Origin of the sequence: Bacillus atrophaeus (assembly GCF_001584335.1) — a bacterium.
In the GTDB taxonomy this organism is placed as follows: domain Bacteria; phylum Bacillota; class Bacilli; order Bacillales; family Bacillaceae; genus Bacillus; species Bacillus atrophaeus.
Genome location: NZ_LSBB01000001.1, coordinates 711,418 through 736,299, shown reverse-complemented (window position 1 = coordinate 736,299; position 24,882 = coordinate 711,418). Strand labels below are relative to the sequence as shown.

26 protein-coding genes, 1 other RNA gene and 1 pseudogene are annotated in these 24,882 nt (G+C 44.1%); 7 read left to right on the top strand and 21 right to left on the bottom strand.

Annotation, left to right across the window (positions count from 1 at the left end):
- Positions 1-52: 52 nt before the first annotated feature.
- A complete protein-coding gene (locus tag AXI57_RS03640; RefSeq protein ID WP_081112741.1) occupies positions 53-1,153 on the top strand; it encodes an oxidoreductase in 1,101 nt (366 codons plus the stop codon).
- A 42-nt stretch (positions 1,154-1,195) separates the two neighbouring features.
- On the opposite strand, the gene azoRB is transcribed toward AXI57_RS03640, so the two are convergent.
- The 7 genes and pseudogenes from azoRB to AXI57_RS03605 form a co-directional block, all read right to left on the bottom strand.
- On the bottom strand, positions 1,196-1,831 hold the full coding sequence (azoRB, locus tag AXI57_RS03635; protein ID WP_061570692.1) for an FMN-dependent NADH-azoreductase AzoRB: 636 nt from the start codon (positions 1,829-1,831) through the stop codon (positions 1,196-1,198).
- A 159-nt stretch (positions 1,832-1,990) separates the two neighbouring features.
- Positions 1,991-3,931 (bottom strand): FUSC family protein, encoded by a 1,941-nt coding sequence (locus AXI57_RS03630; protein ID WP_061669260.1) that lies wholly within the window; start codon positions 3,929-3,931, stop codon positions 1,991-1,993.
- Between the two features lie 16 nt (positions 3,932-3,947).
- Complete coding sequence (locus tag AXI57_RS03625) at positions 3,948-4,385, bottom strand: MarR family winged helix-turn-helix transcriptional regulator (protein ID WP_061669259.1); 438 nt, start codon at positions 4,383-4,385, stop codon at positions 3,948-3,950.
- 85 nt (positions 4,386-4,470) lie between these two features.
- Positions 4,471-4,872 (bottom strand): Loki-CTERM sorting domain-containing protein, encoded by a 402-nt coding sequence (locus AXI57_RS21545; protein WP_061669258.1) that lies wholly within the window; start codon positions 4,870-4,872, stop codon positions 4,471-4,473.
- A 1-nt stretch (position 4,873) separates the two neighbouring features.
- Complete coding sequence (locus AXI57_RS03615) at positions 4,874-5,230, bottom strand: DMT family transporter (RefSeq protein WP_003326913.1); 357 nt, start codon at positions 5,228-5,230, stop codon at positions 4,874-4,876.
- Between the two features lie 14 nt (positions 5,231-5,244).
- Positions 5,245-5,805, bottom strand: a complete 561-nt coding sequence (locus AXI57_RS03610) for a TetR/AcrR family transcriptional regulator (RefSeq protein WP_061669257.1) — start codon at positions 5,803-5,805, stop codon at positions 5,245-5,247.
- Between the two features lie 134 nt (positions 5,806-5,939).
- Positions 5,940-6,733 (bottom strand): annotated as a pseudogene (locus tag AXI57_RS03605) (SDR family NAD(P)-dependent oxidoreductase).
- Between the two features lie 703 nt (positions 6,734-7,436).
- Here AXI57_RS03605 and AXI57_RS03600 point away from each other — a divergent pair.
- Positions 7,437-7,784: an Ig-like domain-containing protein gene (locus tag AXI57_RS03600; protein ID WP_035175287.1), complete on the top strand. Its 348-nt coding sequence runs from the start codon at positions 7,437-7,439 to the stop codon at positions 7,782-7,784.
- An 857-nt stretch (positions 7,785-8,641) separates the two neighbouring features.
- On the opposite strand, the gene ssrA is transcribed toward AXI57_RS03600, so the two are convergent.
- The 6 genes from ssrA to AXI57_RS03570 form a co-directional block, all read right to left on the bottom strand.
- Positions 8,642-9,003, bottom strand: a transfer-messenger RNA (tmRNA) gene (ssrA, locus tag AXI57_RS03595).
- Positions 9,004-9,168: 165 nt separating this feature from the next.
- On the bottom strand, positions 9,169-9,639 hold the full coding sequence (smpB, locus tag AXI57_RS03590; RefSeq protein ID WP_003326910.1) for an SsrA-binding protein: 471 nt from the start codon (positions 9,637-9,639) through the stop codon (positions 9,169-9,171).
- 144 nt (positions 9,640-9,783) lie between these two features.
- Positions 9,784-12,123: a ribonuclease R gene (gene rnr / locus AXI57_RS03585; RefSeq protein ID WP_061669256.1), complete on the bottom strand. Its 2,340-nt coding sequence runs from the start codon at positions 12,121-12,123 to the stop codon at positions 9,784-9,786.
- A gap of 18 nt (positions 12,124-12,141) precedes the next feature.
- Positions 12,142-12,882, bottom strand: a complete 741-nt coding sequence (locus AXI57_RS03580; protein WP_061669255.1) for an alpha/beta hydrolase — start codon at positions 12,880-12,882, stop codon at positions 12,142-12,144.
- A gap of 132 nt (positions 12,883-13,014) precedes the next feature.
- Positions 13,015-13,245: a preprotein translocase subunit SecG gene (secG, locus tag AXI57_RS03575; protein WP_003326907.1), complete on the bottom strand. Its 231-nt coding sequence runs from the start codon at positions 13,243-13,245 to the stop codon at positions 13,015-13,017.
- A 163-nt stretch (positions 13,246-13,408) separates the two neighbouring features.
- Positions 13,409-13,597, bottom strand: coding sequence for a helix-turn-helix transcriptional regulator (locus AXI57_RS03570; protein WP_087941799.1), 189 nt, complete (start codon positions 13,595-13,597; stop codon positions 13,409-13,411).
- 196 nt (positions 13,598-13,793) lie between these two features.
- On the opposite strand from AXI57_RS03570, the gene rghR reads away from it, so the two are divergent.
- From rghR to AXI57_RS03550, 4 genes are all read left to right on the top strand, one after another.
- Positions 13,794-14,198, top strand: a complete 405-nt coding sequence (gene rghR, locus AXI57_RS03565) for a transcriptional repressor RghR (RefSeq protein WP_003326905.1) — start codon at positions 13,794-13,796, stop codon at positions 14,196-14,198.
- Positions 14,199-14,237: 39 nt separating this feature from the next.
- The gene (locus AXI57_RS03560; RefSeq protein ID WP_003326904.1) at positions 14,238-14,657 is read left to right on the top strand and encodes a helix-turn-helix domain-containing protein; all 420 of its coding nucleotides are present in this window, start codon (positions 14,238-14,240) and stop codon (positions 14,655-14,657) included.
- A 99-nt stretch (positions 14,658-14,756) separates the two neighbouring features.
- On the top strand, positions 14,757-15,077 hold the full coding sequence (locus AXI57_RS03555) for a winged helix-turn-helix transcriptional regulator (RefSeq protein ID WP_003326903.1): 321 nt from the start codon (positions 14,757-14,759) through the stop codon (positions 15,075-15,077).
- 144 nt (positions 15,078-15,221) lie between these two features.
- The gene (locus AXI57_RS03550) at positions 15,222-16,922 is read left to right on the top strand and encodes a methyl-accepting chemotaxis protein (RefSeq protein WP_061669254.1); all 1,701 of its coding nucleotides are present in this window, start codon (positions 15,222-15,224) and stop codon (positions 16,920-16,922) included.
- 42 nt (positions 16,923-16,964) lie between these two features.
- Here the strand turns inward: AXI57_RS03550 and AXI57_RS03545 are convergent, their stop codons facing one another.
- Genes AXI57_RS03545 through AXI57_RS03530 form a run of 4 tightly spaced genes read right to left on the bottom strand, consistent with a single transcriptional unit; the run spans position 16,965 to position 20,411 of the window.
- Complete coding sequence (locus AXI57_RS03545) at positions 16,965-17,648, bottom strand: ABC transporter permease (RefSeq protein WP_003326901.1); 684 nt, start codon at positions 17,646-17,648, stop codon at positions 16,965-16,967.
- Positions 17,649-17,666: 18 nt separating this feature from the next.
- Positions 17,667-18,608, bottom strand: coding sequence for a choline ABC transporter substrate-binding lipoprotein OpuBC (opuBC, locus tag AXI57_RS03540; RefSeq protein WP_420796650.1), 942 nt, complete (start codon positions 18,606-18,608; stop codon positions 17,667-17,669).
- Positions 18,598-19,251 carry an ABC transporter permease gene (locus AXI57_RS03535; protein ID WP_010789951.1) on the bottom strand — a complete coding sequence of 218 codons (654 nt, stop codon included), beginning with the start codon at positions 19,249-19,251 and terminating at the stop codon, positions 18,598-18,600. The genes opuBC and AXI57_RS03535 overlap by 11 nt, the downstream gene beginning before the upstream one ends.
- Positions 19,252-19,265: 14 nt before the next feature.
- On the bottom strand, positions 19,266-20,411 hold the full coding sequence (locus AXI57_RS03530) for a betaine/proline/choline family ABC transporter ATP-binding protein (RefSeq protein ID WP_061669252.1): 1,146 nt from the start codon (positions 20,409-20,411) through the stop codon (positions 19,266-19,268).
- A gap of 285 nt (positions 20,412-20,696) precedes the next feature.
- Between AXI57_RS03530 and AXI57_RS03525 the strand changes: the two genes are divergently transcribed.
- Positions 20,697-21,230, top strand: coding sequence for a GbsR/MarR family transcriptional regulator (locus AXI57_RS03525; protein ID WP_003326896.1), 534 nt, complete (start codon positions 20,697-20,699; stop codon positions 21,228-21,230).
- Between the two features lie 39 nt (positions 21,231-21,269).
- On the opposite strand, the gene opuCD is transcribed toward AXI57_RS03525, so the two are convergent.
- The 4 genes from opuCD to opuCA are packed head-to-tail and all read right to left on the bottom strand — an operon-like array spanning position 21,270 to position 24,713.
- The gene (gene opuCD / locus AXI57_RS03520; RefSeq protein ID WP_061570700.1) at positions 21,270-21,950 is read right to left on the bottom strand and encodes a glycine betaine/carnitine/choline/choline sulfate ABC transporter permease OpuCD; all 681 of its coding nucleotides are present in this window, start codon (positions 21,948-21,950) and stop codon (positions 21,270-21,272) included.
- Positions 21,951-21,967: 17 nt separating this feature from the next.
- Positions 21,968-22,885 carry an osmoprotectant ABC transporter substrate-binding lipoprotein OpuCC gene (gene opuCC, locus AXI57_RS03515; protein WP_061669251.1) on the bottom strand — a complete coding sequence of 306 codons (918 nt, stop codon included), beginning with the start codon at positions 22,883-22,885 and terminating at the stop codon, positions 21,968-21,970.
- A 13-nt stretch (positions 22,886-22,898) separates the two neighbouring features.
- A complete protein-coding gene (locus AXI57_RS03510) occupies positions 22,899-23,552 on the bottom strand; it encodes an ABC transporter permease (protein ID WP_013390660.1) in 654 nt (217 codons plus the stop codon).
- 21 nt (positions 23,553-23,573) lie between these two features.
- Positions 23,574-24,713, bottom strand: a complete 1,140-nt coding sequence (gene opuCA, locus AXI57_RS03505; RefSeq protein WP_061669250.1) for an osmoprotectant ABC transporter ATP-binding protein OpuCA — start codon at positions 24,711-24,713, stop codon at positions 23,574-23,576.
- Positions 24,714-24,882 lie beyond the last annotated feature (169 nt).

Genomic DNA, 24,882 nt, shown 5'->3' with positions numbered 1-24,882 from the left:
CCTATGTCTAAATTTGTGAAATTAAAAAAATTCCGGTGCTAGGTTTTACCAAATGGCAAAAAGGGTATATATCATTATTCAAGTGCTCTATAGGGGAGGAACAAATGTGAATACAATTCAGGTTGGAATCTTGGGGTACGGGCTTTCAGGCTCAGTGTTTCACGCACCGCTTCTTACTGTTCTCGATCAGTTTCATATCAGTAAAGTCATGACATCGCGGACAGAAGAAGTGAAACGGGATTTGCCGGAAGCTGAGGTGGTCCATGATATTGGAGACATTACGGGTGATCCTGCCATTGAGCTTGTCATCGTCACTACTCCGAGCGGGCTTCACTACGAACACGCAAAGGCATGTCTTCGCGCAGGAAAGCATGTTGTGATTGAAAAACCAATGACGGCAACAGCGGAAGAAGGAGAAGAGCTGAAACAGATCGCAGAGGAACAAGGCGTATTGCTGAGCGTCTATCACAACAGACGCTGGGATAATGACTTTCTGACGATTCAAAAGCTGATTCACGAGGGAAAGCTTGAAGACATTAATACATATCAGGTTTCGTATGATCGTTATAAACCCAAAGTTCAAGAAAGATGGCGAGAAAAACAAGGAGCCGGCACAGGCACCCTATATGACCTTGGCTCTCATATTATCGACCAGGCACTCCACTTATTCGGCATGCCGCAGGCTGTGACTGCAAACGTAACGGCACAAAGGGAAAACGCCGAAACAGTTGATTATTTTCATATGACATTGCATTACGGCAAGCTTCAAGTTATCCTTCATGCAGGTTCGATCGCTGCGGCAAACGGTCCGCGCTATCAAATCCACGGCCAGCGCTCAAGCTTTATTAAATACGGTATTGACGGGCAGGAGGACGCGCTCAGAGCAGGCGAAAAACCGGTTGATGACAACTGGGGAGCGGATGACCCGGCGTTTTACGGAGAATTAACAACCGTTCACGGAGATGACCGGAAAACAGAAACGATCCCATCAGTTAATGGCTCTTATTTGAACTACTATGAAAAAATAGCGGATAGCATACGGGAAGGCAATGCGCTTCCGGTTACAGCGGAAGAAGGCATTAACGTGATTCGTATCATTGATGCGGCGATAAAGAGCAGTGAAGAGAAGCGCACCATTACAATTGAACAATAAAATAAATCCTCCTCACATGACGTGAGGAGGATTTTCTGTATATTAGAATGTTTTACCTGCTTCTTTCGCGCGGGCGATTGCATCTTCTTTGATTTGCTGCGCTTTATCAGGCTCAGCATTATGACCTTCGACAATCAAGCCGTCAAAAGAAGGAACGCCGAAGAAGTTCATCATGATGCCGATGTAGCGATGGCCCATTTCCATGTCAGCCGCAGGGCCTTCTGAATAATAGCCTCCGCGTGCTTGAATGTGGAGCGCTTTTTTATCAGTTAATAAACCGACCGGACCTTGTTCTGTGTATCTAAATGATTTGCCTGCTACTGCTACTGAATCAAGGTACGCTTTCATAACCGGCGGGAATGAGAAGTTCCATAACGGTGTTACAAACACGTATTTATCAGCTGCGGCAAATTGATCGCTAAGCTCCGCAAGACGTCCGACTTTCGCTTTTTCGTTCTCCGGAAGCTCTTCAAAGCCTGAACCTGATTGAAGCTTGCCCCATCCGCTGAATACGTCAGCATCAATATGAGGAATGTTTTCTTTGTACAGGTCAATATGTACAACCTCATCATTCGGATTCGCTTCTTTATAAGAATCGATAAATGCTTTACCTGTTGCCATGCTGTATGATGTTGCTTCATCATGCGGATGAGCGGTGATATAAAGTACTTTTGCCATGTTTTAACAGCCCTTTCATTTTCAAATTACACACAAGATTAGTATGAAATATGTATGTATTTTTATACTTCTTTATCTTGTAATTATTATAGTTACACCGAAAGGCTTTTGCAAGAATAATACCTCGAAATTAGTATATTTATTTGAACCGCATTGAGCTTAACGCTCATAAGCGGTTCTTAACCCTTGATACATCGCCGATAATTCCTCACTGATTCGCGGATAGCTCTCGACGCGCGGCACCTCTGTATCTATCGGCTTCTCTCTTTTCAGAGCAGCTTGCGCCATGCTGTCAAACAGTTCTTTCAGGCGATTCAGTTCTTCTTTTGAAACGGGTTTGTGCCGCCGATGGTTTGACGCCGAGATTAAGAAATACCCTAAATGCTGCGCTCCCGCAACCGCCGGCCACAGATTATCTATATTTGTTTTCGGATATTCTCCGAGAGATGTATCAAACAAATCCCTCAGCTTCACCAAACTCACTCTCAGTTTATGACCATCCGCTTCCTGTCCTGCCTCTTCAAAAGAAAGGAGCTTTTGCAAATACCGGCCCTCTTGCTGAATGACATCACTTAACAATTCCTGCAGCCGATTTGAAGAAAAACGCCTCCACAAAAGCATGGCTCCTAAAAATCCAATTACACTTCCTAAAACGACATCCGTCAGCCGAGCCGTTATAAAATATGAGACAGCGATATCCGCATGCATGCTCTCAGTAATGATCAAGGCGTTTGCCGTCAAAAAAGGCACCGCCAACACGTAGTTGCGGACGATGAACATTTCCAAAAGAAATTGCAGTACGGTCACACATAAAGCGATATACATGCCCTCCGGTTTCAAAAACAAAATCACGCTGGCTAACATGATGCCAAGCACCGTACCTATTGAGCGCTGAATCGCCCTATGCAACGTAAATACGACTGTCGTGCCAAGCATAACCGCCGCTGAGGAAAGCGGAATCCAATAGGAGCGGTGAAAACCGAGCGCATTGGCAAACAGCGCTGCCGCCGCAAGCACGATTCCGTACTTTAACGCTCGGATCAATACAGGTGAGTGCCAGTCAAAAGCGTTGCGGAGAAAGAAACCCGCCGATTGCACACGGCTTGGCTCTGCGCTTAACGGATCATCAAGCTGTTCTGAGGCGGCAAGCAATACCGCATTGATTTCTCCATAGAGCTTTTCATGTGCTTCTGTTTCATGTTTTGATGGCTGCAGCTTGATTTCCGCAGCCACCTTTGAATATCCCAGAAGATCTGCCACATTGCGAATGGCGGTAACCATTTCTTCAGTATCGGCTTTAGGCGCCTCAGCGGAAAAGTGAATAATCGCCATAAACATGTCCTCCGCTTTTTGGAGCAGGCGAATCAAGCGCTCCGTATGCCGGGAATATTTGCGTTTGTTTCCTCTTCCCAACACGGTCAGGCGGGCTGTTCTCAGCATCAGAACCGTCTGGTGCTGCGCGGAGTGAAAATTCGGCGTGCCCACTGCTGAAAGGCAGGCTGCAAGCTGCCGATATGTTTTTTGCAATACCGCGGTTTCCGGTCCATGTCTGTCAAACAGCCAGCCGAGCATTGCTATTATCCACGCAAAAAGCCCCCCTAAAAACGCGAGGCCCGCTCTTAACGGCGCTTCTGAAGGATCGACAGGCAAGCCGGAACTCACCAAAAACGCAAGCACAAAAAACATCGGAGCCGGCCCCTGTATCCCAAATGCGCCGAAGGTAAAAACCGCCGCCGCGCCAATCAGTCCCAGCACTATTGCCATACTCCAAAACGTGCCTGCTAACAGCGTCCCCAATCCAAAGGAAACCGCAAGACCGATCGCGACGAGCAGCAATTTCACCGCACGCTTTGTATACGGTTCCCCCCCGGTGTATAAATAAGCAAAACCGCCAATGCTTGCCGCAAGACCATAATCAACATGGCCGAGCAAAGCGACGATGAAAATCGGAAAACCTGAAGCAATGCCCGACCCAACCGCCCGTTTCCAAGGCAGAGGATTCGCATTTATAAGGAAGACATCCTTTATTCCGCTTGGCACCGGCTGTGCAGGGGCGACTCTTTGTTTTGTTTCATTATCCTTTTCTGAGTACTTATTCATTTACAAAATCCTTTTCTTAACTCGTCGTATTATTGGCTATGTTCCCGTTTATGCGATCTAGTATGCCCAGAAACACTGCCAGATCCTCATCAGACGTATTCTCAAGCAAACCTGCGAATAGAATCTCCACTTTATCAATGAGACTCTGCTTTAGCTCTTCACCCGCTTCAGTGAGCACCACTAAAAAAGAGCGCCGATCCCTCGGATTTGCTTCTCGCCGAATGAAGTTCTTCTTTTCTAACAGATCCAAAATTTTCGTCAAGGTCGCCTGGTCTTTATCCGCCCGTGCTGACAGCTCCTTTTGGCTGATGCCCCTGGATTCGCCGACACGTTTCAAGACTGTCCACTGTTCAGGAGTAATCCCGTCTTCTTTTAAATGAATGGCTAAAAATCGAATGATCCGCCGGCTTGTTTTAATATTGTATCCAATCAATTCTTCCGCATGAGATAGCATAGCTGATCCTTTCGCTTATATTATTATTTTATGTAGTAGGCATATAGTTTGTGTACAAATTATATGTTTAAAAAAACAGCACTTATCAGTACTGCTTTTCAGCATATTTTCCGGTGAACAGCACCTTCATGACACATAAAGGATAGATTAAAAGATATAGATTAACCCCCCACCAAATAAGGTCAAAATCCTTTATAAAAATCCAAAACGCAAGCGCCTGAAGACCTGAACAAAATGTAAGGACAAGAGAAATGAGCGCCAACTGCCGCCAAGCAGCAATCTTTCTCCGATAAAGATAGAAGCTGGTCAAACCGGTTATTGAAATCAAAATATCCAAGGGAAAAAAGGACCAATTCCAAGCTATCATGAAAGCATCATCATAATGTTTAAAGGCCCAACTTTTTGGAATAAAATGAAAACATGAAACAAACCAGTATAAAATAAAACCAATATCCGTAATAAGAAAAAACGATTTTATATATTTCATCTTACTCCCCGCTTATACTCATTGATTGTGGATGGTCACTATCATTATGCGTTAAGTTTAGAGATACAACCCCAACGATAATGAGCCCTATAGAAACCATTTTGATCACGCTCATCTGTTCATTAAAATACAAGAAACCGATCATTGATATCAAAACAATTCCCATCCCGGACCATACAGCATACGCCACCGAGACCTCAATTGATTTTAAAGTAAGAGTCAGGAAAAAAAGACTTCCCCCGTAGAAGCATACTAATAACATGCTAGGCAAGAGCTTGGAAAATCCCACCGAAAATTTCATACTTACCGTTCCTGCGACTTCAAACAAAATCGCCAAACATAAATAAATCCAATGCATACCTTTCCGCCTCTCTATTTCTCTTTTCGGCATATGCCCTCAAACAAAATATCGACAATCGACTCTAGGGTTTCCCCGGTTGTCATTTGGTTTTTGAGCGGATAATCAGGATCGTATACTTGATTAATGCTACCCAAATACATTTGGATAAAGAGAGATGTATTCACCTCCCTGATCATGTTTTGCTTATGGCAGTTATCTAATAACTCTAAAATAATCGTCCATTCGTCTTTCATGAAAGTATCTAACGTGAGCCATGCATCATAATAATATTTCTTCAGTTCGTTCAGAAGCCCCATATTCAGCAGTTCCATTTCCTTTGGAAGCCCGATAAGTATCCTTTTCACTTTTTCCAGCGCGTCGAGTTCCTCATTTCCATAAATCTCTGCTTCACTTTTCTTCATTTCAGCTATGAATTGCGCAATGACCGCTTCAACTAGTTTATTCTTCGACGGATAAAACTCATAAAGCGTCCTCTTGCTCACCGCCAGGCTTTTTGCCAAGTCATCCATTGTAAATGTAAAACCTTTTTGCTGAATCAGCCGTACGGTTTCGGCTATCATTCTTTTCTCCAGAGAGAATCACCTCGCTCATTGGTACTTTAAAAACTATTTCAGTACCGAAATTATAACCCATTTTTAGGTGATATTCAATTTTATTACATAAAAAAAACCCTTCTCTTTTAAGAGAAAGGATGTTTATCTTCTGTTTAAAAAACACTCCGGACTAAGCCGCCATCTATCCGCAGGGCCGATCCATTTATCGCCGAGGAAAGCGGACTGCTTAAATAGGTGACAAAGTGTGCGATTTCTTCCGGGCGGATCAGTCTTTGAATGATAGAAGTCGGCCGGTTTTCTTTCATAAAGCGTTTTTCCGCTTCTTCAATAGTCAGATTCTCATTCGGATAAAGCGATTGCAGCATGGTTTCCACACCTTCTGTTAACGTAGACCCCGGCATAACGGTATTAACAGTGACATTTGTTCCTTCTGTCAGTTCTGCCAAACTGCGGGAAAGCGAAAGCTGCATAGTTTTTGTTGCGCTATAATGAGGCATTTCCTGAGAAGGCATCACCGCTGCTTCGCTGGCAATAAAAATGACTCTGCCTTCCTTTTGCTCAATCATTTGTTTGAGATATTGCCTTGTGAGGCGGACCCCGCTCATCATGTTTACTTCGAAAATCGAAACCACTCTTCATCTGTAATATCAAAGTATTCTTTCGGTTCAAAAATACCCAGGTTATTCACAAGAATATCAACGTGCGGAAATTTCTCAAAAATATCACGACATCCTTTTTCGGTCCCCAAATCGAATGCTGCCGGGTGAAGGACGGCAGCGGGATATTGTTCTTTTATATCATTTATCGTTTCATTCACTTTTTCCTCACGGCGTCCATTTACAATGACAACTGCCCCTTCTGCAATTAATGAAGCGGCAATGGCTTTTCCGATTCCAGAGGTGGAACCTGTAACCAGAGCTGTTTTTCCCTTTACATGAAGATCCATTGACAATCCCTCCGTTTTTAGTCTCACTTTCATGTTTCACTCGTTTTATTTATTTACAAAAACAAGAAGAGTGAAACATTGAAAAATATTTGAGGTTTATCATTATTATGAGAGAACCGCACAGCAATGAAAAGTACGCACTTTAAAGTGATATAGGTACCTTTTGGTGCCTGAATTATTTTATTATCAGCTTTTTCAAGAAAGCATAACTCCAGCGGAATCGTTAAGCTCTACAACAGAAATAATTACAGTCATCTTTAACATCCAAACAGCGATTATCGGATTCTTCAATTGATGAATGAAAATGTTTAATTTTCCGTTTAAATCCTCCGTACTTCCTGTCAACTTCCCATGAGCTCTCTCCAAAAGTGTTTAGAGCATTCCTATTGCTTCTCAGCGGGCTTTTTTCTTCTGCTTCAAAAAAACGGACACTAACCACTGTGCAGTGGTTAGTGTCCGAAGACTTCTCCATCTTGGACTTATTTATTGAGGTTGTGAAATAACCGCGCTGCATCATAGTGAACACCAGCAGCCCCATAGGTACCATAGATAGAATAGTATCGTTTTTTCATGAAGCTCAAGCCTGCCAATTAGCACTTTTTAATTTGTTCACAGAAGATTAACAAATATTTACAAGGAAAATAATTACAAACGTCTAATATATACTATGCAACACCAAAAAATTTTTAAGGAGTGTTTTAACATGAATTTCAAAAAAACTGTAATTTCGGCACTTTCTATTTCCGCATTAGCTTTGTCGGTTAGCGGAGCAGCATCTGCAAAAGAAATGAACTCATCTCCGGTCCCGAAAGCTAAACCTATTGTTGTCTCTAGCCCAATCAAGGTTCAAGACTATTCGATAACATTAAAGGTTGGAGAGACACAAGACATTTCTAACCCAGTAGCATATTACTATTCATCTGATTCCAGCGGTGTGGCGTCTGTAACACAGGGAGGAGTAGTGAAAGGTGTAAGTAAGGGTAAGGCTACAATTACTTTATTAAAGCAAGATAGGTCTGTTCTTGGTAAGGTATATGTCACAGTACAATAATCTTTAAATGTTTAACGCCGCAAGAAGAGTTGAAAATCAGCGCTTTCTTCTTGTGGCTTGAGCTATATATAGAATAGTACTCTTACAGAGATTCCCTCCATCTTTCACAACTCCTCTTGTGTCTCCGGCATGGTACGATAATCCTGTCACACTATGTTCTCCCAACACCCACAATGTGCCCATTTGAGGTAAAATTTAAATTTTTATTTAAGAAGAGAAATTTCTCTGATATAACTTTTAAAGAACCAGTTGACAGTGATTTCACTTGGTATAGAGCACGTCGAAAAAAGTCGGCTGTTTATTATTATCCAGAACATCCTCTTTAATCATCTCATCCAAGTTTGGTGATCTAAGCTTGAATCCATCACTCATAAAAAAGTCATGATATATCAACATAAAATTCTAGATAAGTATGCAAATGATTTCATTAAAAAATTCACACCACGTTACCAGCTGTATTTAATTTTCCGCTGAGATTTCACAAGACCAAGAACATCATGCTATGGGTTTTTTGAAAGTTTGAGGAATTTAAAGAGATCATCTCTGCACAAAGGCGCGAGAAAATGCGAATTACTCGCATAACGTGGGATGATGGAGATTTTGAAAACATCATATAGGCATAAAAAAAACGCCAAAAAATTGCGTCAGTTTAATCATGATTATTGGGGATTTGGATGATTTTTATTCACGCTTCATCTCAAAGAATGGGACACAGAAAAGTGGATGAAACATTAAATACATACAGCCACCTTTCCCCATCAGCACAGAAGGAGATTGAAGAATTTTATTACAAAAAAGTTACCGCAGTGCCGTCGAAAGCTTTGAAAGCTTTGATAACACTGCGGTCTAGGTCTTATGTATGGAGACGGTGGGAGTCGAACCCACGTCCAGAAACATCGATTACTTAAGCGTCTACGAGCGTAGCCTGCATATTAGGATTTCACTCATCTTCGTGCCTGCGGGCGGGCCTTCCGAGAGCTAGTCTGTCAGTCTCTTCTTACGTTCTCAGACGGGAACGCAAGCGTAGCCTACTTGGATGTGCTCTTCACAGACACATAGGCAATGTCAGGAAGAGCTCGCTGCGCTTATTAGGCAGCTAGTGCTAAGTTTTGGTTAAAACTTTTAGTTTTGCCAGTTATATTTAGGTGCGTGTTAACGAGATCGCCTCTCGGCTCGCGACTCAAGCTCGATCCATCCCTGTCGAATCCGTAACGTCCCCTTGTAAGGGAATACGGGAAAAATATCAAACTTTTGCTCACTGGCTACATTCATATTATATCATGATCTCAGCCTAATTCAATTGGCAATTATTCCAAAAAGAACTTGCTATCATGATGTGAAATTAGTATAACACAAGGCCGATTTTCGGATCAAGCTTTGCGCTTTAGAAGCCTTTTTGGCTGTCTCTGAACGCTCTTTCAATTTCTCTCTTAGCGTCCTTACGTTTCAGGTCTTCACGCTTATCATAATTTTTCTTCCCTTTTCCAAGGCCAAGCAGCACTTTGGCAAAGCCGTTTTTCAAGTACAGCTTCAGCGGGACAAGCGAATATCCCTTTTCCTTCGTCAGACCGATCAGTTTATTAATTTCCTTTCGGTGCATTAATAACTTTCTTGTCCGCAGAGGATCGTGGTTATAACGGTTTCCCTGTTCGTATGGGCTGATGTGCATATTATGAAGAAACACTTCGCCCCCTTCGATTTTTGCGAAGGAATCCTTTAAGTTGACACGGCCGGCGCGGATGGATTTAATTTCCGTTCCTTGCAGAACAATGCCGGTTTCATATGTTTCTTCTATAAAATAATCGTGATTTGCTTTTTTGTTCTGAGATAATACCTTTCCAGATCCTTTTGGCATGCCCCTAGAACCCCCTCTCTCTAAAGGAAAAACTGTCCATTGTGCGATACGCTCTATTCTAACAAATGAGACGCTTATCGACAATGAAAATGCAGTTTGCGAAAGAAAGCAAACAGAGCCGCCGGCCCTATTTGCTTCTTCGTTTTATTTCTTCTTTTTGCGTTTTTGCTTAGGCGCGTTTTGCAAGCCTCGTTTTTTCTTTTTCTTTTTCGGCTTTGGCTTTGTAAACCATTCCCCTTTTTCCTCCGATGCGGGCGGGGATACAGGTGTATTGGTGTTTAATACGCGCTTTCTGGCCGGTTTTCCGCGTTTTTTCCGGTTATCCGTATCTTTCGGACGGCGCGGCGTTCCCTTCATACCGACGATTTCAAAGTCGATATTCCGCTCTTCTTTATTGACATCGACAACCTTTACTGTAATCTCGTCGCCGATGCGGTAGACATTACCCGTCCGTTCGCCGATCATGGCAAAATGCTGTTCATCAAAACGATAGTAATCGTCCGTCATAAAGCTGACATGAATGAGCCCTTCAATTGTATTCGGAAGCTCGACGAACATTCCGAAATTGGTTACGGAGCTGATCATCCCGTCAAATTCTTCACCGATCTTATCAAGCATAAATTCCGCTTTTTTCAGATCATCTGTTTCACGTTCTGCATCCACAGCTCTGCGTTCCATTGTCGACGTATGGTCGGCGATTTCCGGCAGGCGCTCAGCCCATTTTTCTCTCGTTGCTTCATCGACTTTTCCATTGATCAAATACGTTCTGATCAATCTATGCACGATCAAATCCGGATAGCGGCGGATCGGCGAGGTGAAATGAGTGTAAAATTCCGTAGACAGCCCGAAGTGCCCAAGGCTTTCCGGATCATATTTCGCCTGTTTCATCGAACGAAGCATAACAGTTGATACAACGGTTTCTTCAGGTCTGTCACGAACTGCGTCAAGAATGCTTTGCAGCGCCCGCGGATGAATATTGCCCGCCGTTCCTTTCACAACATAACCGAATGTAGTGACAAATTCCAAAAACTTTTGCAGTTTTTCAGCATTCGGCTCTTCGTGGATCCGGTAAATAAACGGAACGTTCATCCAATGAAAATGCTCGGCGACCGTTTCATTCGCAACCAGCATAAATTCTTCGATCAGTTTTTCAGCAACCGACCGCTCTCTGATTACGACATCTTTTGCGGCTCCGTCTTCATCAACCAGCACCTTGGCTTCTTTAAAATCAAAATCTACAGCTCCGCGCTCCATTCGCTTGCCGCGAAGAATTTCGGCGAGTTTTTCCATGTCTTTAAACATAGGAACAAGCTGCTCATATTTTGTTTTCAGCTCTTCATCGTCATCAACAAGGATCTTCTTCACGTCTGAATATGTCATTCTCTCTGTCGTTTTGATGACGCTCTGGAAGATCTCGTGCTCGACGACTTGTCCCTGCTTGTTGATTGTCATTTCACAGGATAGTGTCAGGCGGTCCACCTTCGGATTTAATGAGCAGATGCCGTTTGACAATCTGTGCGGAATCATCGGAATCACCCGGTCGACTAAGTAAACGCTCGTTCCTCTTTCCAGCGCCTCTTTATCTATCGGAGAGTTCTCCGTCACATAATGGCTGACGTCGGCAATGTGGACACCAAGCTTATAGTTACCGTTCTCAAGCTTAGTCACTGTCACGGCGTCATCTAAATCCTTCGCATCCGCGCCGTCAATGGTGACAATGATTTGATCGCGCAGGTCACGGCGGTCCTTCAGATCCTTTTCATCAATTGTATCAGGCGTATTGTTTGCCTGCTCCATCGCTTCTCCCGGGAATTCGCCCGGCAGGCCGTGTTTATGGATAATAGACAGAATATCAATGCCCGGATCATTTTTGTGGCCGAGGATTTCTGTGACTTCTCCTTCAGCGCTCATCCGCCCTTCAGGATAGCTCGTCAGTGTGACAACCACTTTATGTCCTTCCACCGCTCCATGATTGGCATGCTTGGGAATAAAAATGTCACTTGTGATTTTTTTATCGTCCGGAATGACAAAGCCGAAGCTCTTTGTTTCTGTGTAGGTTCCGACGACCCGCTGAATGCTCCGCTCCAAAATACGGATGACGGTTCCTTCTTGCCTTGAACCGCTTGATTGCGAATTGAGACGGACCATGACAATATCGCCGTTCATCGCTGTGTTCAGTTCAGTCGGCGGTATAAACACATCACTTAAAGATGTATCCTCCGGCAGCAAAAAGCCGAACCCTTTCGCATGCGCTGAAAGCTTTCCTTTTATTAAATTCATTTTTTCCGGAAGACCGTAGCGGTCGCTTCTTGTCCTTACGACAAGCCCTTTTTCCTCAAGCGCGACTAAAGCTTTTACCAGCTCTTTATACTCATCGGCATCCGTAATATTCATCATCTCTTCCAATTCTTGAACGGTAAGCGGCTTATATGCCTCTTCCTTCATGAAGGAGAGAAGTTTATCCATAAATGCTTCTTTTTCCATTATCCAACCTCCTGTTTGTTACCAATTCAGCTTTTCTAAAAATTCATACACGTCTTGATGCACGATATCCCGTTCTTTATCCAGAGTAATCACATGGCCGGAATTTTCGTACCATTTCAGCTGCTTATCGTCTGTTTCAACCTCGTTGTAAATGATATTGGCACTTTCAGTATTAATCATATGGTCATGCCGTGCCTGAACAACAAAGGTAGGAGAATAAATCATATCGACATTTTTACGCACATCGGCAATCAGTTCTTGCAGCGCTTGCAGCGTATTCATTGGCGTTTTTTCGAATTCTTTCATTTCCAGCTCAATTTGGTCCGGTTTTTTTCCTTCAAATTTTTTATAATTGCGCGCGTACGAAAGGACTCCTTGATACATGACTTCCTCACTCTTAATATGCATTGGCGCGCACATAGGAACAATTCCCTTTATGGGTACAGTGTAACCCAATTTCAGCGAAAAAACCCCTCCAAGCGACAGCCCGCAAGCGGCAATGCTTTCATATCCTTCCGATTTCAAATATTCATATCCATCCATGACATTCTTCCACCAGTTTTCAGGACCTGTATGGACCAGTTCTTCGGGAGGAACGCCGTGTCCGTCATATTGAGGGGCGTGGCATGTATAGCCCCTTTCATTGAGAAAACGGCCAAGCATTCTGACATCCGCCGTATTCCCTGTAAAGCCATGCAGCAAAAGCACCGCTTTGTCTCCGCCTTTAAATGTAAATGGTTTTGGTGTCACAACTTTCATGCTCATAACTCCTTTTCTTCTGCACGATCATTTTAGTTTTCCACAATATCATAAGAAACAAACGCCCGGAACGAATTGCCCGAAACGAGAAAAAAGGCCTGACTTCACATCAGACCTTATACAAGAATTGCCCTATAATATATAAGCTAGCGAAATCGTTAAAACGAAAAACAAGGCTGACAGCACAACGGTTATGCGGTGTAGTATTAAATCAAGCCCTCTTGCTTTTTGTTTTCCGAACAGCTGCTCCGCTCCGCCTGAAATAGCACCTGACAAACCGGCGCTTTTACTGGATTGAAGCAATACGACAATAATAAGTGCAATACTGACGATAACCAACAAGGTAATCAAAACTGCGTGCATTCCATACACCTCCAGACTGACTGGCCTACATTATGTTCTATTTTACATGAAAAGCTTGGGCATGTCACGCTGTATTCATACGTATGCTTCCTGTCCTCAGCCGGAAAAAACGCACGCACGATCCCCATCATAAAAAAATAACAGCCGGCAGTCCTGTATTCATCTACCGTTGACTTTTGTCAACAAAATCATAGTAAAAAAGGTCTTCAAACCGCATATCAAAATAATACAGCATTTTTCCGATGACCAGCTGTCCCGGCCGTCTTTCTCCATTCAATACGCGGCTTAGTGTGGCGGGGGAAATTCCGATCTCCAGAGCAAGCTGGTTTAGCGAAAGGTCTTTATTGACCATATATTGCAGCACATAATCTCTTCTAATCTGTATCTTTTCTACCACTTTCCTCACCTACCGTTCTTCAGTAACTTTTTTCTATATATTTAACATACGGCTTTTGTTAACTTTTGTCAATACATTTCCAGTCCAGCTATTCCCTTTAGTCAACAAACATACTAAAATATGAGTAACAGTGAGAGACGGGGTGAACGAAATGGAATTTGGAGAACAATTAAGAACGCTGCGCGAAGAGAGAAAGTTAACAGTCAATCAATTGGCCATCTATTCCGGTGTCAGTGCCGCAGGTATATCCAGAATTGAAAATGGCAAACGCGGTGTGCCGAAACCCGCTACTATTAAAAAGCTGGCCGAAGCCTTAAAGATCCCTTATGAGGATCTCATGAAAAAAGCGGGGTATATCGAGGAAATCCGCGAAGCCCGGGAAACGTACAGCACAAGCTGCAAGCTGATTGAAAAAGCTCAGAGCTATCAATTAGAAGACCTGTCACTTCTCAAAAAGGAGAAATGGAATTATTTATCTAAAGAGGACTTGGTGATGCTGGATAATTATTTCGCCTTTTTATCAGATGAAGCGAAAAAACGCACTGATAACGAGTAAACGCAAACCATCCCACACAGAAAAAGCGAGGTGAGAATAGTGACCGCGTTCGGAGAGCAATTAAGAGCGCTTCGTAAGGCACGCCATTTAACAGTCAACCAGCTGGCTATTTACTCCGGTGTCAGCTCGGCGACGATTTCGAGAATCGAAAACGGCAAACGGGGAATTCCTAAGCCTGCGACAATCAGAAAACTGGCGGATACGCTAAAGATGCCATACGAAAACCTGATGGCGGCCGCAGGGCATATCACTCCCTTTCCGGATGAAATCCGCGAAGCGCCTGAAGGCTATCAATCCATCTATTCCATATACCAGACAGCTGTTGCCCATAAAGCTGAGCACCTCTCCCTTTTCGACTGTAAAAAATGGCAGTATTTCTCCAGACAAGATCTTGAAAACCTGAGTAAATACTTTGATTTTTTAGCCGCTGAAGCAAAAAACCGCATCTCTTCTTCTTAATCATTCAGTTTTTCCCGCTTATTCCCTTCATTTTAACAAGCGCCATACGTACGTTCCCTCGTTATTTGCGTTATAATAGCTTTAGACGAGGTGAAAAGTATGAACCAATCAGAAATGTGCCCTAGATTTGAGAAAGCCGTCGACATCTTGAGTAAACGCTGGGTCGCCTTAATCGTCTTTCAACTATTAAATGGACAGCAGCGGTTTAGTGAAATTGAAGCAGCACTGCCAAATCTAAGCGGCAGAGTTCTATCAGAAAGGCTGAAAGAACTTGAGCTTGAAGGAGTGGTCAAACGGGATGTCATTCCGGTAACTCCTGTTCGTATAGAATATTCTTTAACAGAAAAGGGAAACGCGTTAGCTCCCATTCTTAGTGAAATTTCTAAATGGTCTTCTGAATGGATTGACCCCTCCTTATAACCATTTACGAAAAACGGCAATCTTCTGCCTTCAGAGGATATGCCGTTTTTCTTTTTTCATCTTTTATTGATAATGTCCTGTGAAAAATGCGAGCGTCAGCCGATATATACATTAATCAAATTACTTTTAAAGGAGATCACCTAGATGCGGTTAACGATTTCTCGCAAATTCAGTCTTGTTTTTATATCCCTGATGGTCATTATGCTGCTTGTTGGCGGTTTGGGAGCCTTAAACATGCAGCATATCATCAAAAAAACAGATGAAATCAATACAAAATGGATAGATGGAATCAAAGAGATTACGACGATTAACTACCTGACCGAACACCTTTCAGCCCAAGAGAAGGATTTTCTGATCTATAAGGATAAAGATAAAATGGACTCCCTTGAAAAGAAAATGGGAACAACGCTTAATGAGGTCAATGATAAGCTTGAGCTGTATGAAAAAACCATCTCAAGCTCCAAAGAACGGGAAATCTATGAAAAGCTGACAAACGAGGTCAAAACCTATTCTGACATCCACTCGCAAATCATTGAGAGCGGGCGGACAAATGATATAGACAAAGCAAGAGGATTACTGGTTCAAACTGAAGCCAACTTTGAGGATATGAAAAAATCAATCAGCCAGCTGGTCAATTTGAATAAAGAGGGCAGCAATTCTGCAGTGAAGGAAACCGACGACATTTATCATAAAGGGCTGATATTAACGGCACTGCTTCTGGCGGCCGCCATTGTGATCAGCGTCCTGTTTTGGGTCTATATTAATCGAAAAATCGCAAAACCAATCATTCACATGAGGCAGGCGGCAAATGAAATTGCCGGAGGAGATCTTTCGAATGATATTGAGGGATTAACCTCCAAAGATGAAATCGGGGATTTGAATGAAGCCCTTCAAAAAATGGTGGGAAATCTAAGAGATATTGTCGGATACTCCAAAGACATCTCAACTCGTGTTCTCACATCTTCACAAGTCTTAACCGCGGCAACAAATGAATCAAGATCAGGCAGCCAGCATATTACAGAAACGATGAATGAAATGGCGGAGGGCTCCGAGCAGCAGGCTCAGGACGCCGTTACCATCGCCGAGTCGATGAATGAATTCACAGATAGCATTGATCAGGCTTATCATCACGGAATGACCATCAGCAGCACCTCGCAAAATGTTCTTGAACTGGCGGTCAGCGGAAATGAAAATATGGATACATCATTAAAACAAATGCAGTCCATTCATCACATTGTCCAAGAAGCCGTTCATAAAGTAAGGGCACTTGAACAGCACTCCCAAGATATAAACAAGCTTGTTCAAGTGATCAACGGCATCGCGGAGCAGACGAACTTATTATCGTTAAACGCCGCGATTGAAGCCGCCCGCGCAGGAGAAAGCGGCAAGGGCTTCGCCGTGGTGGCCGAGGAAGTGAGGAAGCTGGCAGACGGCGTTTCTGGCTCGGTTCAGGACATCACCCGGATTGTCAACGGAACCCAGAAGGATATCCACGGTGCGATCCAATACTTGGAGAGCAGTTATACCGAAGTAGAAAAAGGAACTCAGCATTTATCTGAAACCGGCCAGGCCATGCATAATATCAAGCAATCCATCACACTTGTGGCCGGCAGTATAAAAGAAGTAACAGACGGATTGAAGCACTTAACTGACCAATCCATTACGATCAACCAGTCAATTGAAAATATCGCTTCCGTGTCCGAAGAATCAGCAGCCGGCATTGAAGAAACATTCTCGGTTACAGAGCAATCCAGCCATTCGATGGACCACATCTTATCGAATGCAGAAGAGCTGGAAAAGCTGGCCGAGGAGCTGAATGAACGGATGAATCGGTTTACAATTTAATAAAGATCAAAAAATGCCCCTCATGTCGTGAGGGGCATTTTTTTATGCAGCCGGCTGCGCACCTTTCGGCTGCACCCTTTTTTTCTTTTTCACAGGGCTGAGCGCGCGTTCCAGCCATGCCATTAACAGATCGGCAGCCACCGCCATCACGGCTGTCGGTATCGCGCCTGCCAGAATAATCGCGGTTCCGTTTGTCGCGTTTGAGCCCCTGACGATCATATCGCCGAGACCGCCCGCGCCGACGAATGTTCCGATCGCCGTAATGCCGATGGCGATGACAAGAGCCGTGCGGAGGCCCGCCATGATGACCGAAAGCGCCAGAGGAAGCTCCACCATGCGGAGCACCTGAAATTTCGTCATGCCCATCGCTTTTCCTGATTCCAGGTACGCGTGCTCAATGCTGACAATGCCTGTGTACGTGTTTCGGATAATCGGCAAAAGCGAATACAGGAATAAAGACAAGATCACCGTATTGGCGCCAAGCCCCATGACAAGCATCAAGACGGCGAGCATGGCGAGCGCCGGAACTGTCTGGATCACATTCGTTACGGCAAACACCCAGCCTGAGACGCGCCGATACCGGGCGATGAAAATTCCGACTGGAATGCCGACGATCGCCGCAAACAACACGCCGTACGCCGACATCAGAAAGTGCCGGTAAAATTCATACATGACGTAGCTTCCATTTTGTGAATAGTACGCCATCAGCTGTTCTAGCACATTCACTTGATGCATCCCCTTTCTTTATTCAAAGTAATTGTGTTTTTGCAAGTATTCTTTTGCCACGACTGACGGTTCTTTCAGCTTTCCGTCCACTTCGTAGTTCAGCTCCTGCATTGTTTCCGTATCAATTTGACCGAGCATCTTTTGAATGATGCCTTCAAGCTCAGGATGCTCTTTCAAAACTTTTTCGGGAACGACCGGAGAGCAGTCATACGGCGGAAAGAAGCGCTTGTCATCCTTTAAGATTTTCAGGCCGTAGGATTTAATTCTCCCATCGGTTGAGTACGCTAAAACGATGTCCATTTTGCCGTTTTTCACCGCATCGTACACGAGGCCGATTTGCATCGGGAATGTTCCGCCGAACTTCATTCCGTAGGTTTTCGTGAAATCCTCATACCCGTCTCCTTTACGCTTCATCCAATAGTTGTCGACGCCAAGCTTTAGATCAGCCGCCTGTTTTTTCACATCTGAAACCGTTTCAAGATGGTATCGGTCTGCAAGCTCCTTTGAGACGGTAAAGGCATATGTATTATCAAAGCCATACGAATCATACCATTTGAGATTGTACCTTTTTTTAAATTCCCGCTGTGTAAGCTTTAATGCTTTCTCAGGGTCCTTTTCAGCATCCATTCTGAGTGTGCCTGTCAAAGCGTCCCCAGTGTAACGGGTCGCAGCAATATCGATTTCTCCGCTCATCAGCGCCTGCTGCTGAACCGCATTGGAGCCGAGATTTTTTATCGTTGTTGTTTTCAGATCTGTGTTATGTTCGATCAGCTGTCCAAGCATGCTGGCGATGATTTCCGACTCGCTCATGCTTTGCGCGCCGATTTTAATCGTCTGATCGGACGCCGCGCTGAGTCCCGGAAGCGAGCATCCGCTCAACAGCAATACAAACAAACACGCAAGCCCCGCGAGCCGCTTGATGTGTTTCTTTTTCACAACAGCCACCTCCTTATGAAACATTCTTCAATCCTTGCAATCCATCAGGTGTGACTTTTCGTTCCGTCACCGCAAGCAAATAATCTATGAGAATCGCCAAAATCGTGACCGGCACCGCTCCGCCGATGATATATTCAGGCTGATACAAATTCAGGCCGATAAAAATATAATCACCCAGTCCGCCGCCCCCGATAAAGGACGCGAGTGTCGCCCAGCCGATTAAATAAATCGTTGATGTTCTGACACCCGCCATAATGACGGGCACAGCGAGCGGCAGCTCAACAAGGCGGATTTGTTCGCCTGCGGTCATGCCGATTCCCTTTCCTGACTCAAGCAGATTTTTGTTCACACCGAGAATGCCTGTATACGTGTTTCTGAGAATCGGCAAAACGGAATAGAAAAATAGAGCCACGATAGCCGGAACCTTTCCCACTCCTAACAGCGGGATAAAAAAAGCGAGAATCGCCAAACTCGGCAAGGTCTGAATGATATTGACAATGCCGATGACCAAACCGGCGCCTTTTTTCATTCTCGTTAAGGCAATACCAAGCGGCACAGCGACAAGTATGCCTAATATGACGGCGATGATAGAAATATATAAATGCTCCCATGTTTTATAAAGCATTTCTCCGCCATTGGTTTGTAAAAATTGAACGGTCTGATTCATGTTTTACCACCTCCTCATGACATAACCGCGAGCTGATTTTCTTCTCCCCATATCGACTCATAGACGATGTCCACGAGACTCGCTCTGGTCACAATGCCGACCAGGTGATGATCTTCGTCAACTACCGGCACATATTTCACGCCCCGTTTCAAGATCTTATGAACCGTATCACGCAATAAGGTGCTGCTTAACACAGTGTAAATATCAGGATTCAGCACTTCCGCCACAAGCTTTGCCTTTCGACGATGCTGATCAATCATCTCCACGTCCACAAAGCCTTGCAGGACGTTTCGGCTGTCAACGACAAGCAAGGAGTCTACACGGTGCTCCCGCATCACTTGAATGGCTTCTGAGAGGGTTTTATTTGCCGTAATGGTAACAGGCTGCTTGTTCATGATCTGGTCAACACGCTCCATATCGGGGCTTGACGACTGAATCAGCCGTTCCTTGCCGATAAACTCCTCTACAAATTCGTCTGCAGGATTTCTCAAAATCTCATCTGGCGTTCCGACCTGTACGATTTCTCCTGCTTTCAAAATGACGATCCGGTCTGCCAGTTTAATCGCTTCATCCATATCATGGGTAACAAATACGATGGTTTTATGTAAGGTTTTTTGCAGTTTTTTAAATTCTTCCTGAAGGGAATCCCTCGTAATCGGGTCAAGCGCCCCAAACGGTTCATCCATTAAGATAAGCGGCGGTTCTGCTGCAAGTGCCCGTAACACACCTATTCTCTGCTGCTGTCCTCCGCTTAGTTCGTGTGGATAACGGTCTAAATATTCCGGTCCCATATCGACCAATTTTAAAAGCTCACGCGCCCGTTCTTTTCGTTTTTCTTCCGGCCATTTCAAAAGCTTCGGCACAAGCGCAATGTTTTGCTGGATGGTCATGTGGGGAAATAAACCAATCTGCTGGATCACATAGCCGATTTTTCTTCTCAGTTCTACCGGGTCCTGCTCCATAATGTTTTCACCGTCAATAGAAATGGTGCCAGATGACGGCTCAATCAGCCTGTTGATCATTTTCATCGTTGTCGTTTTTCCGCAGCCGCTCGGTCCGATAAAACAAATAAATTCGCCCTTTTCGATCTTCAAGTTAATGCTGTTGACGGCTTTTTTCCCGCCTTTATAGTTCTTCGAGACATTTTCTAATGTCAGCAAACATGAACACCTCCGTGATTAAATTGATTCAATTTGTTAAATTCGTATTTAATTTTTCAGAAAATTGAGCTTTAACCATTATAAATTAAACTTTATAAAATAAAAAGTTTACAATATGTTCATATTATATATAAAGTATGTGTAAGCCTTGATTTATCCCTATGCATCACCGATGTTCTTATATTTGCTCCAATTTCCTGCCAAATTCTCTATTTACAGCATTTTCGTTATATTAAAAATGTGGTATATTGACATCGGAATTGCCATCTGAAAGGATTGAAACTGTTGGAGAAGGATCCCTTAACAATCATCGAACAAGCAGAGGACCATTTAATAGACAGAATCGCGGAAAATATGCACACGTTCGGAATGCCTTCGACTGTGGGGCGAATTTTGGGCATTATTTATATGAATCGCAAACCCATGACGTTAAACGAATTATCAGAAGAAACCGGCATGAGCAAAACAAGAATGAGCCAGGTCGTCCGGGAAATGCTTGATGTGAATATAGCCGAAAAAGTATTTGAAAAAGGCGTGCGTAAGGATCTATACGATGTAGAGCAGGATTACTATCAAACCTTTATCACATTATTTTCGGCAAACTGGAGCAAGGTGGTCAGCAAAAATAAAATGATGCATAAAAAGCTGAACCGCGAGCTGCTGACTGCTCTTGAGGGCGACCTTTCCCCTGAGGCCGAAGTAAAAATAAATGAATTGCTCAAAGAATTAAAGGAATGGCTCGATTACTATAACTGGATCAGCCGTTTGATTGAATTTTTTGAGAGTGAAGAGGTTTTTAAGCATGTCCCGAAACCGTAAAAAAAACGCCTTAGCTACTAGGCGTTTTTTTTTTTACCATCAAGATACAGCAGTCGGTTTCAGCTGTTTTCCTTTTTTCTTTTTCACCGGGCTTAACGCTCGTTCAAGCCAGCCCATCACCAAATCGGCGATAACCGCCATGAGAGCGGTCGGAATCGCGCCGGCTAAAATAATCGCGGTGCCGTTTGTCGCGTTTGAGCCTCTGACGATGATATCGCCGAGTCCGCCCGCGCCGACGAATGTTCCGATCGCCGTAATGCCGATGGCAATGACAAGCGCCGTGCGGAGGCCTGCCATGATGACCGAAAGCGCCAGCGGCAGTTCCACCATGCGGAGCACCTGAAATTTCGTCATACCCATCGCTTTACCTGATTCCAAGTACGCATGCTCAATGCTGACAATGCCTGTATACGTGTTTCTGATAATCGGCAAAAGCGAATACAGAAATAAAGACAAGATTACCGTATTGGCGCCAAGCCCCATCACAAGCATCAAGACGGCGAGCATGGCGAGCGCGGGAACTGTCTGAATCACATTTGTAATCGCGAAAATCCAGCCGCTTAATGCTCTGTATCTGGCGATGAAAATCCCTGTGGGAATGCCGATAACAGCCGCGAATAAAACGCCATACACTGACATCAGAAAATGGCGGGAAAACTCATGCAGCACGTAACCGCCGTTTTGTGAATAATAAGTGCCAAGCTGCTGTAACACTTCCATCTGCTCCACCTCGTTTCTTACTCAAAGTAATCGTGTTTCTCCAAAAATTCTTTCGCCACGACTGACGGTTCTTTCAGCTTTCCGTCCACTTCGTAGTTCAGCTCCTGCATTGTTTCTGTATCAATTTGTCCGATCAGCTTATTCAAAAGGCCTTCAAGCTCCGGATGCTGTTTCAGCACTTTCTCGGGAACAACCGGCGAACAGTCATAGGGCGGGAAAAATTGCTTGTCGTCTTTTAAGATTTTCAAATCATACGCCTTAATCCGTCCGTCTGTAGAATAGGCAAGAACGGCGTCCATCTTTCCGTTTTTTACTGCGTCATACACAAGACCGATCTGCATCGGATAGGTTGTTCCGAACTCAAACCCATACGTGCTGACAAACCCTTTGTAGCCGTCGCCTTTCCGCTTCAGCCACGCATTGTCGACTCCCAGCTTGTATTTGTCTGCGTTTTTCTTAATATCTGAAACGGTATTCAAATGGTCTTTCTCAGCAAGCTCTTTTGACACAGTAAACGCGTATGTGTTTTCAAACCCATAAGAATCAAACCATCTATATTTAAAACGCTTCTCAAACTCTTTTTGCACAATGTCCAGCGCTTTTTTCGGGTCTTTCTCCGCCTCCATTCCGAGGGTGCTCGTTAAGTCCGTCCCGGAATAACGGGTGGCGGAAATATCAATATCACCGCCGACCATCGCCTGCTGCTGCACATAGTTGGAGCCGAGATTTTTAATTAATGCTGTATTCAAGTCCGTGTTATGTTCGATAAGCTGAGCGATTATGTTCGCTAATATTTCCGACTCTGTAATGCTCTGCGCGCCAATTTTAATCGTTTGATCTGAAGCTCCGCTGAGCCCCGGCAGTGAACAGCCGCCTAACAGCAGAGCTGAAACGAGAGCTAACGCGCCAAACCATCTGATTCGTTTATTTTTCAAGACAGCCAACTCCTTATGAAACTTCCTTCATCCCTTGCAGTCCTTTCGGTGTCACTTTCCGTTCCGTTACAGCCAGCAGATAATCAATTATAATTGCTAAAATCGTGACCGGCACCGCGCCTCCGATGATATATTCAGGCTGATACAGGTTCAATCCGATAAAAATATAATCACCCAGTCCGCCGCCTCCTATAAAGGACGCGAGTGTCGCCCAGCCGATCAAATAGATTGTAGATGTTCGGATTCCCGCCATAATAATCGGCACCGCAAGCGGAAGCTCGACTAACCGGATCTGCTCCCAGCCGGTCATTCCGATTCCTTTCCCTGACTCCAGCAGGTTCTTGTTTACCCCTTGAATGCCTGTATAGGTATTTCTGAGAATCGGCAGTACGGAGTAGAAAAATAACGCGACGATAGCCGGTACTTTTCCTACGCCGAGCAAAGGAATAAAAAAGGCTAAAATGGCAAGGCTCGGCAATGTTTGCACAATATTGACGATACCGATGATCGTGCCGGCCCCTTTCTTCATTCTCGCCAGAACGACACCAAGCGGCACGGCAACAAGAATGCCTAATATAACGGCAATAATAGAAATATATAAATGCTCCCATGTTTTATAAAGCATTTCTCCGCCGTTCGTTTGCAAAAAATCAATAAACTGACTCATTCTAAAGAGCACCTCCTCACATTATGTCGTCACTAATTGGTCTTCTTCTCCCCAAATTGAATCGTACACAATATCTACAAGGCTCGCTCTCGTCACAATGCCGACCAGATGATTCTCTTCATCAACTACCGGAACATATTTGATTCCCCGTTTTAAAATCTTCCGGACCGTATCGCGAAGGAGGGTTCCGCTTTGCACCGTATAAATATCAGAACGGAACACATCGCCGACAAGGCTTGCTTTTTTCCGTTTTTCATCTATGATTTCGACATCGACATAGCCCTGAAGCACATTTTGCTCATCAACAACCAGCAGTGAATCCACACGTTGTTCTCTCATCAATTGAATGGCTTGAGAAAGTGTTTTATCCGCCGTAATGGTAACTGGCTTTTTATTCATCATTTGTTCAACCCGCTCGATATCAGGCCGGGATTGAAGCAGCCTTTCTTTTCCGATAAATTCCTCTACGAATTCATTGACCGGATTTCGGAGAATGTCATCAGGCGATCCGACTTGGACGATCTCTCCTCCCTTTAAAATGACGATACGATCGGCAAGCTTAATGGCCTCATCCATATCGTGGGTCACAAAGACAATGGTTTTGTTTAATGTTCTTTGCAGTTTTTTGAATTCTTCTTGAAGAGAATCACGTGTAATCGGATCAAGCGCTCCGAACGGTTCATCCATTAAAATAAGGGGAGGTTCCGCTGCCAGCGCCCTTAGCACGCCGATTCTTTGCTGCTGGCCGCCGCTCAGCTCATGGGGATAACGCTCTAAATATTCAGGTCCCATATCAACAAGCTTTAACAGCTCTCTTGCCCGTTCTTTCCGTTTATCTTCCGGCCATTTCAGCAGTTTCGGAACGAGTGAAATGTTTTGCTGGATGGTCATGTGGGGAAATAAACCAATCTGCTGGATCACATAGCCGATTTTTCTTCTCAGCTCAACCGGGTCCTGCTCCATGATGTTTTCGCCGTCGATAAAAATCTTGCCTGACGAAGGCTCAATCAAACGGTTAATCATTTTCATCGTCGTCGTTTTTCCGCAGCCGCTCGGCCCGATAAAACAGATGAACTCGCCTTTAGCGATATCTAAATTGATGCTGTTGACAGCTTTTTTTCCGCCTTTATATATTTTTGAAACATTTTCTAATTTCAGCAATCCGTGCACCTCCAACAGGTTTCCGTTATTTTTCTGAAAAGTATAACCTTTATTATATTATAAACTTTATAAAATAAAAAGTTTACAATGTGTTGATATTACATGTAATACACATATTATTTATTGTTATGACATAACCAGCGGCAGTGTTCTTACAATCTCTCTCATT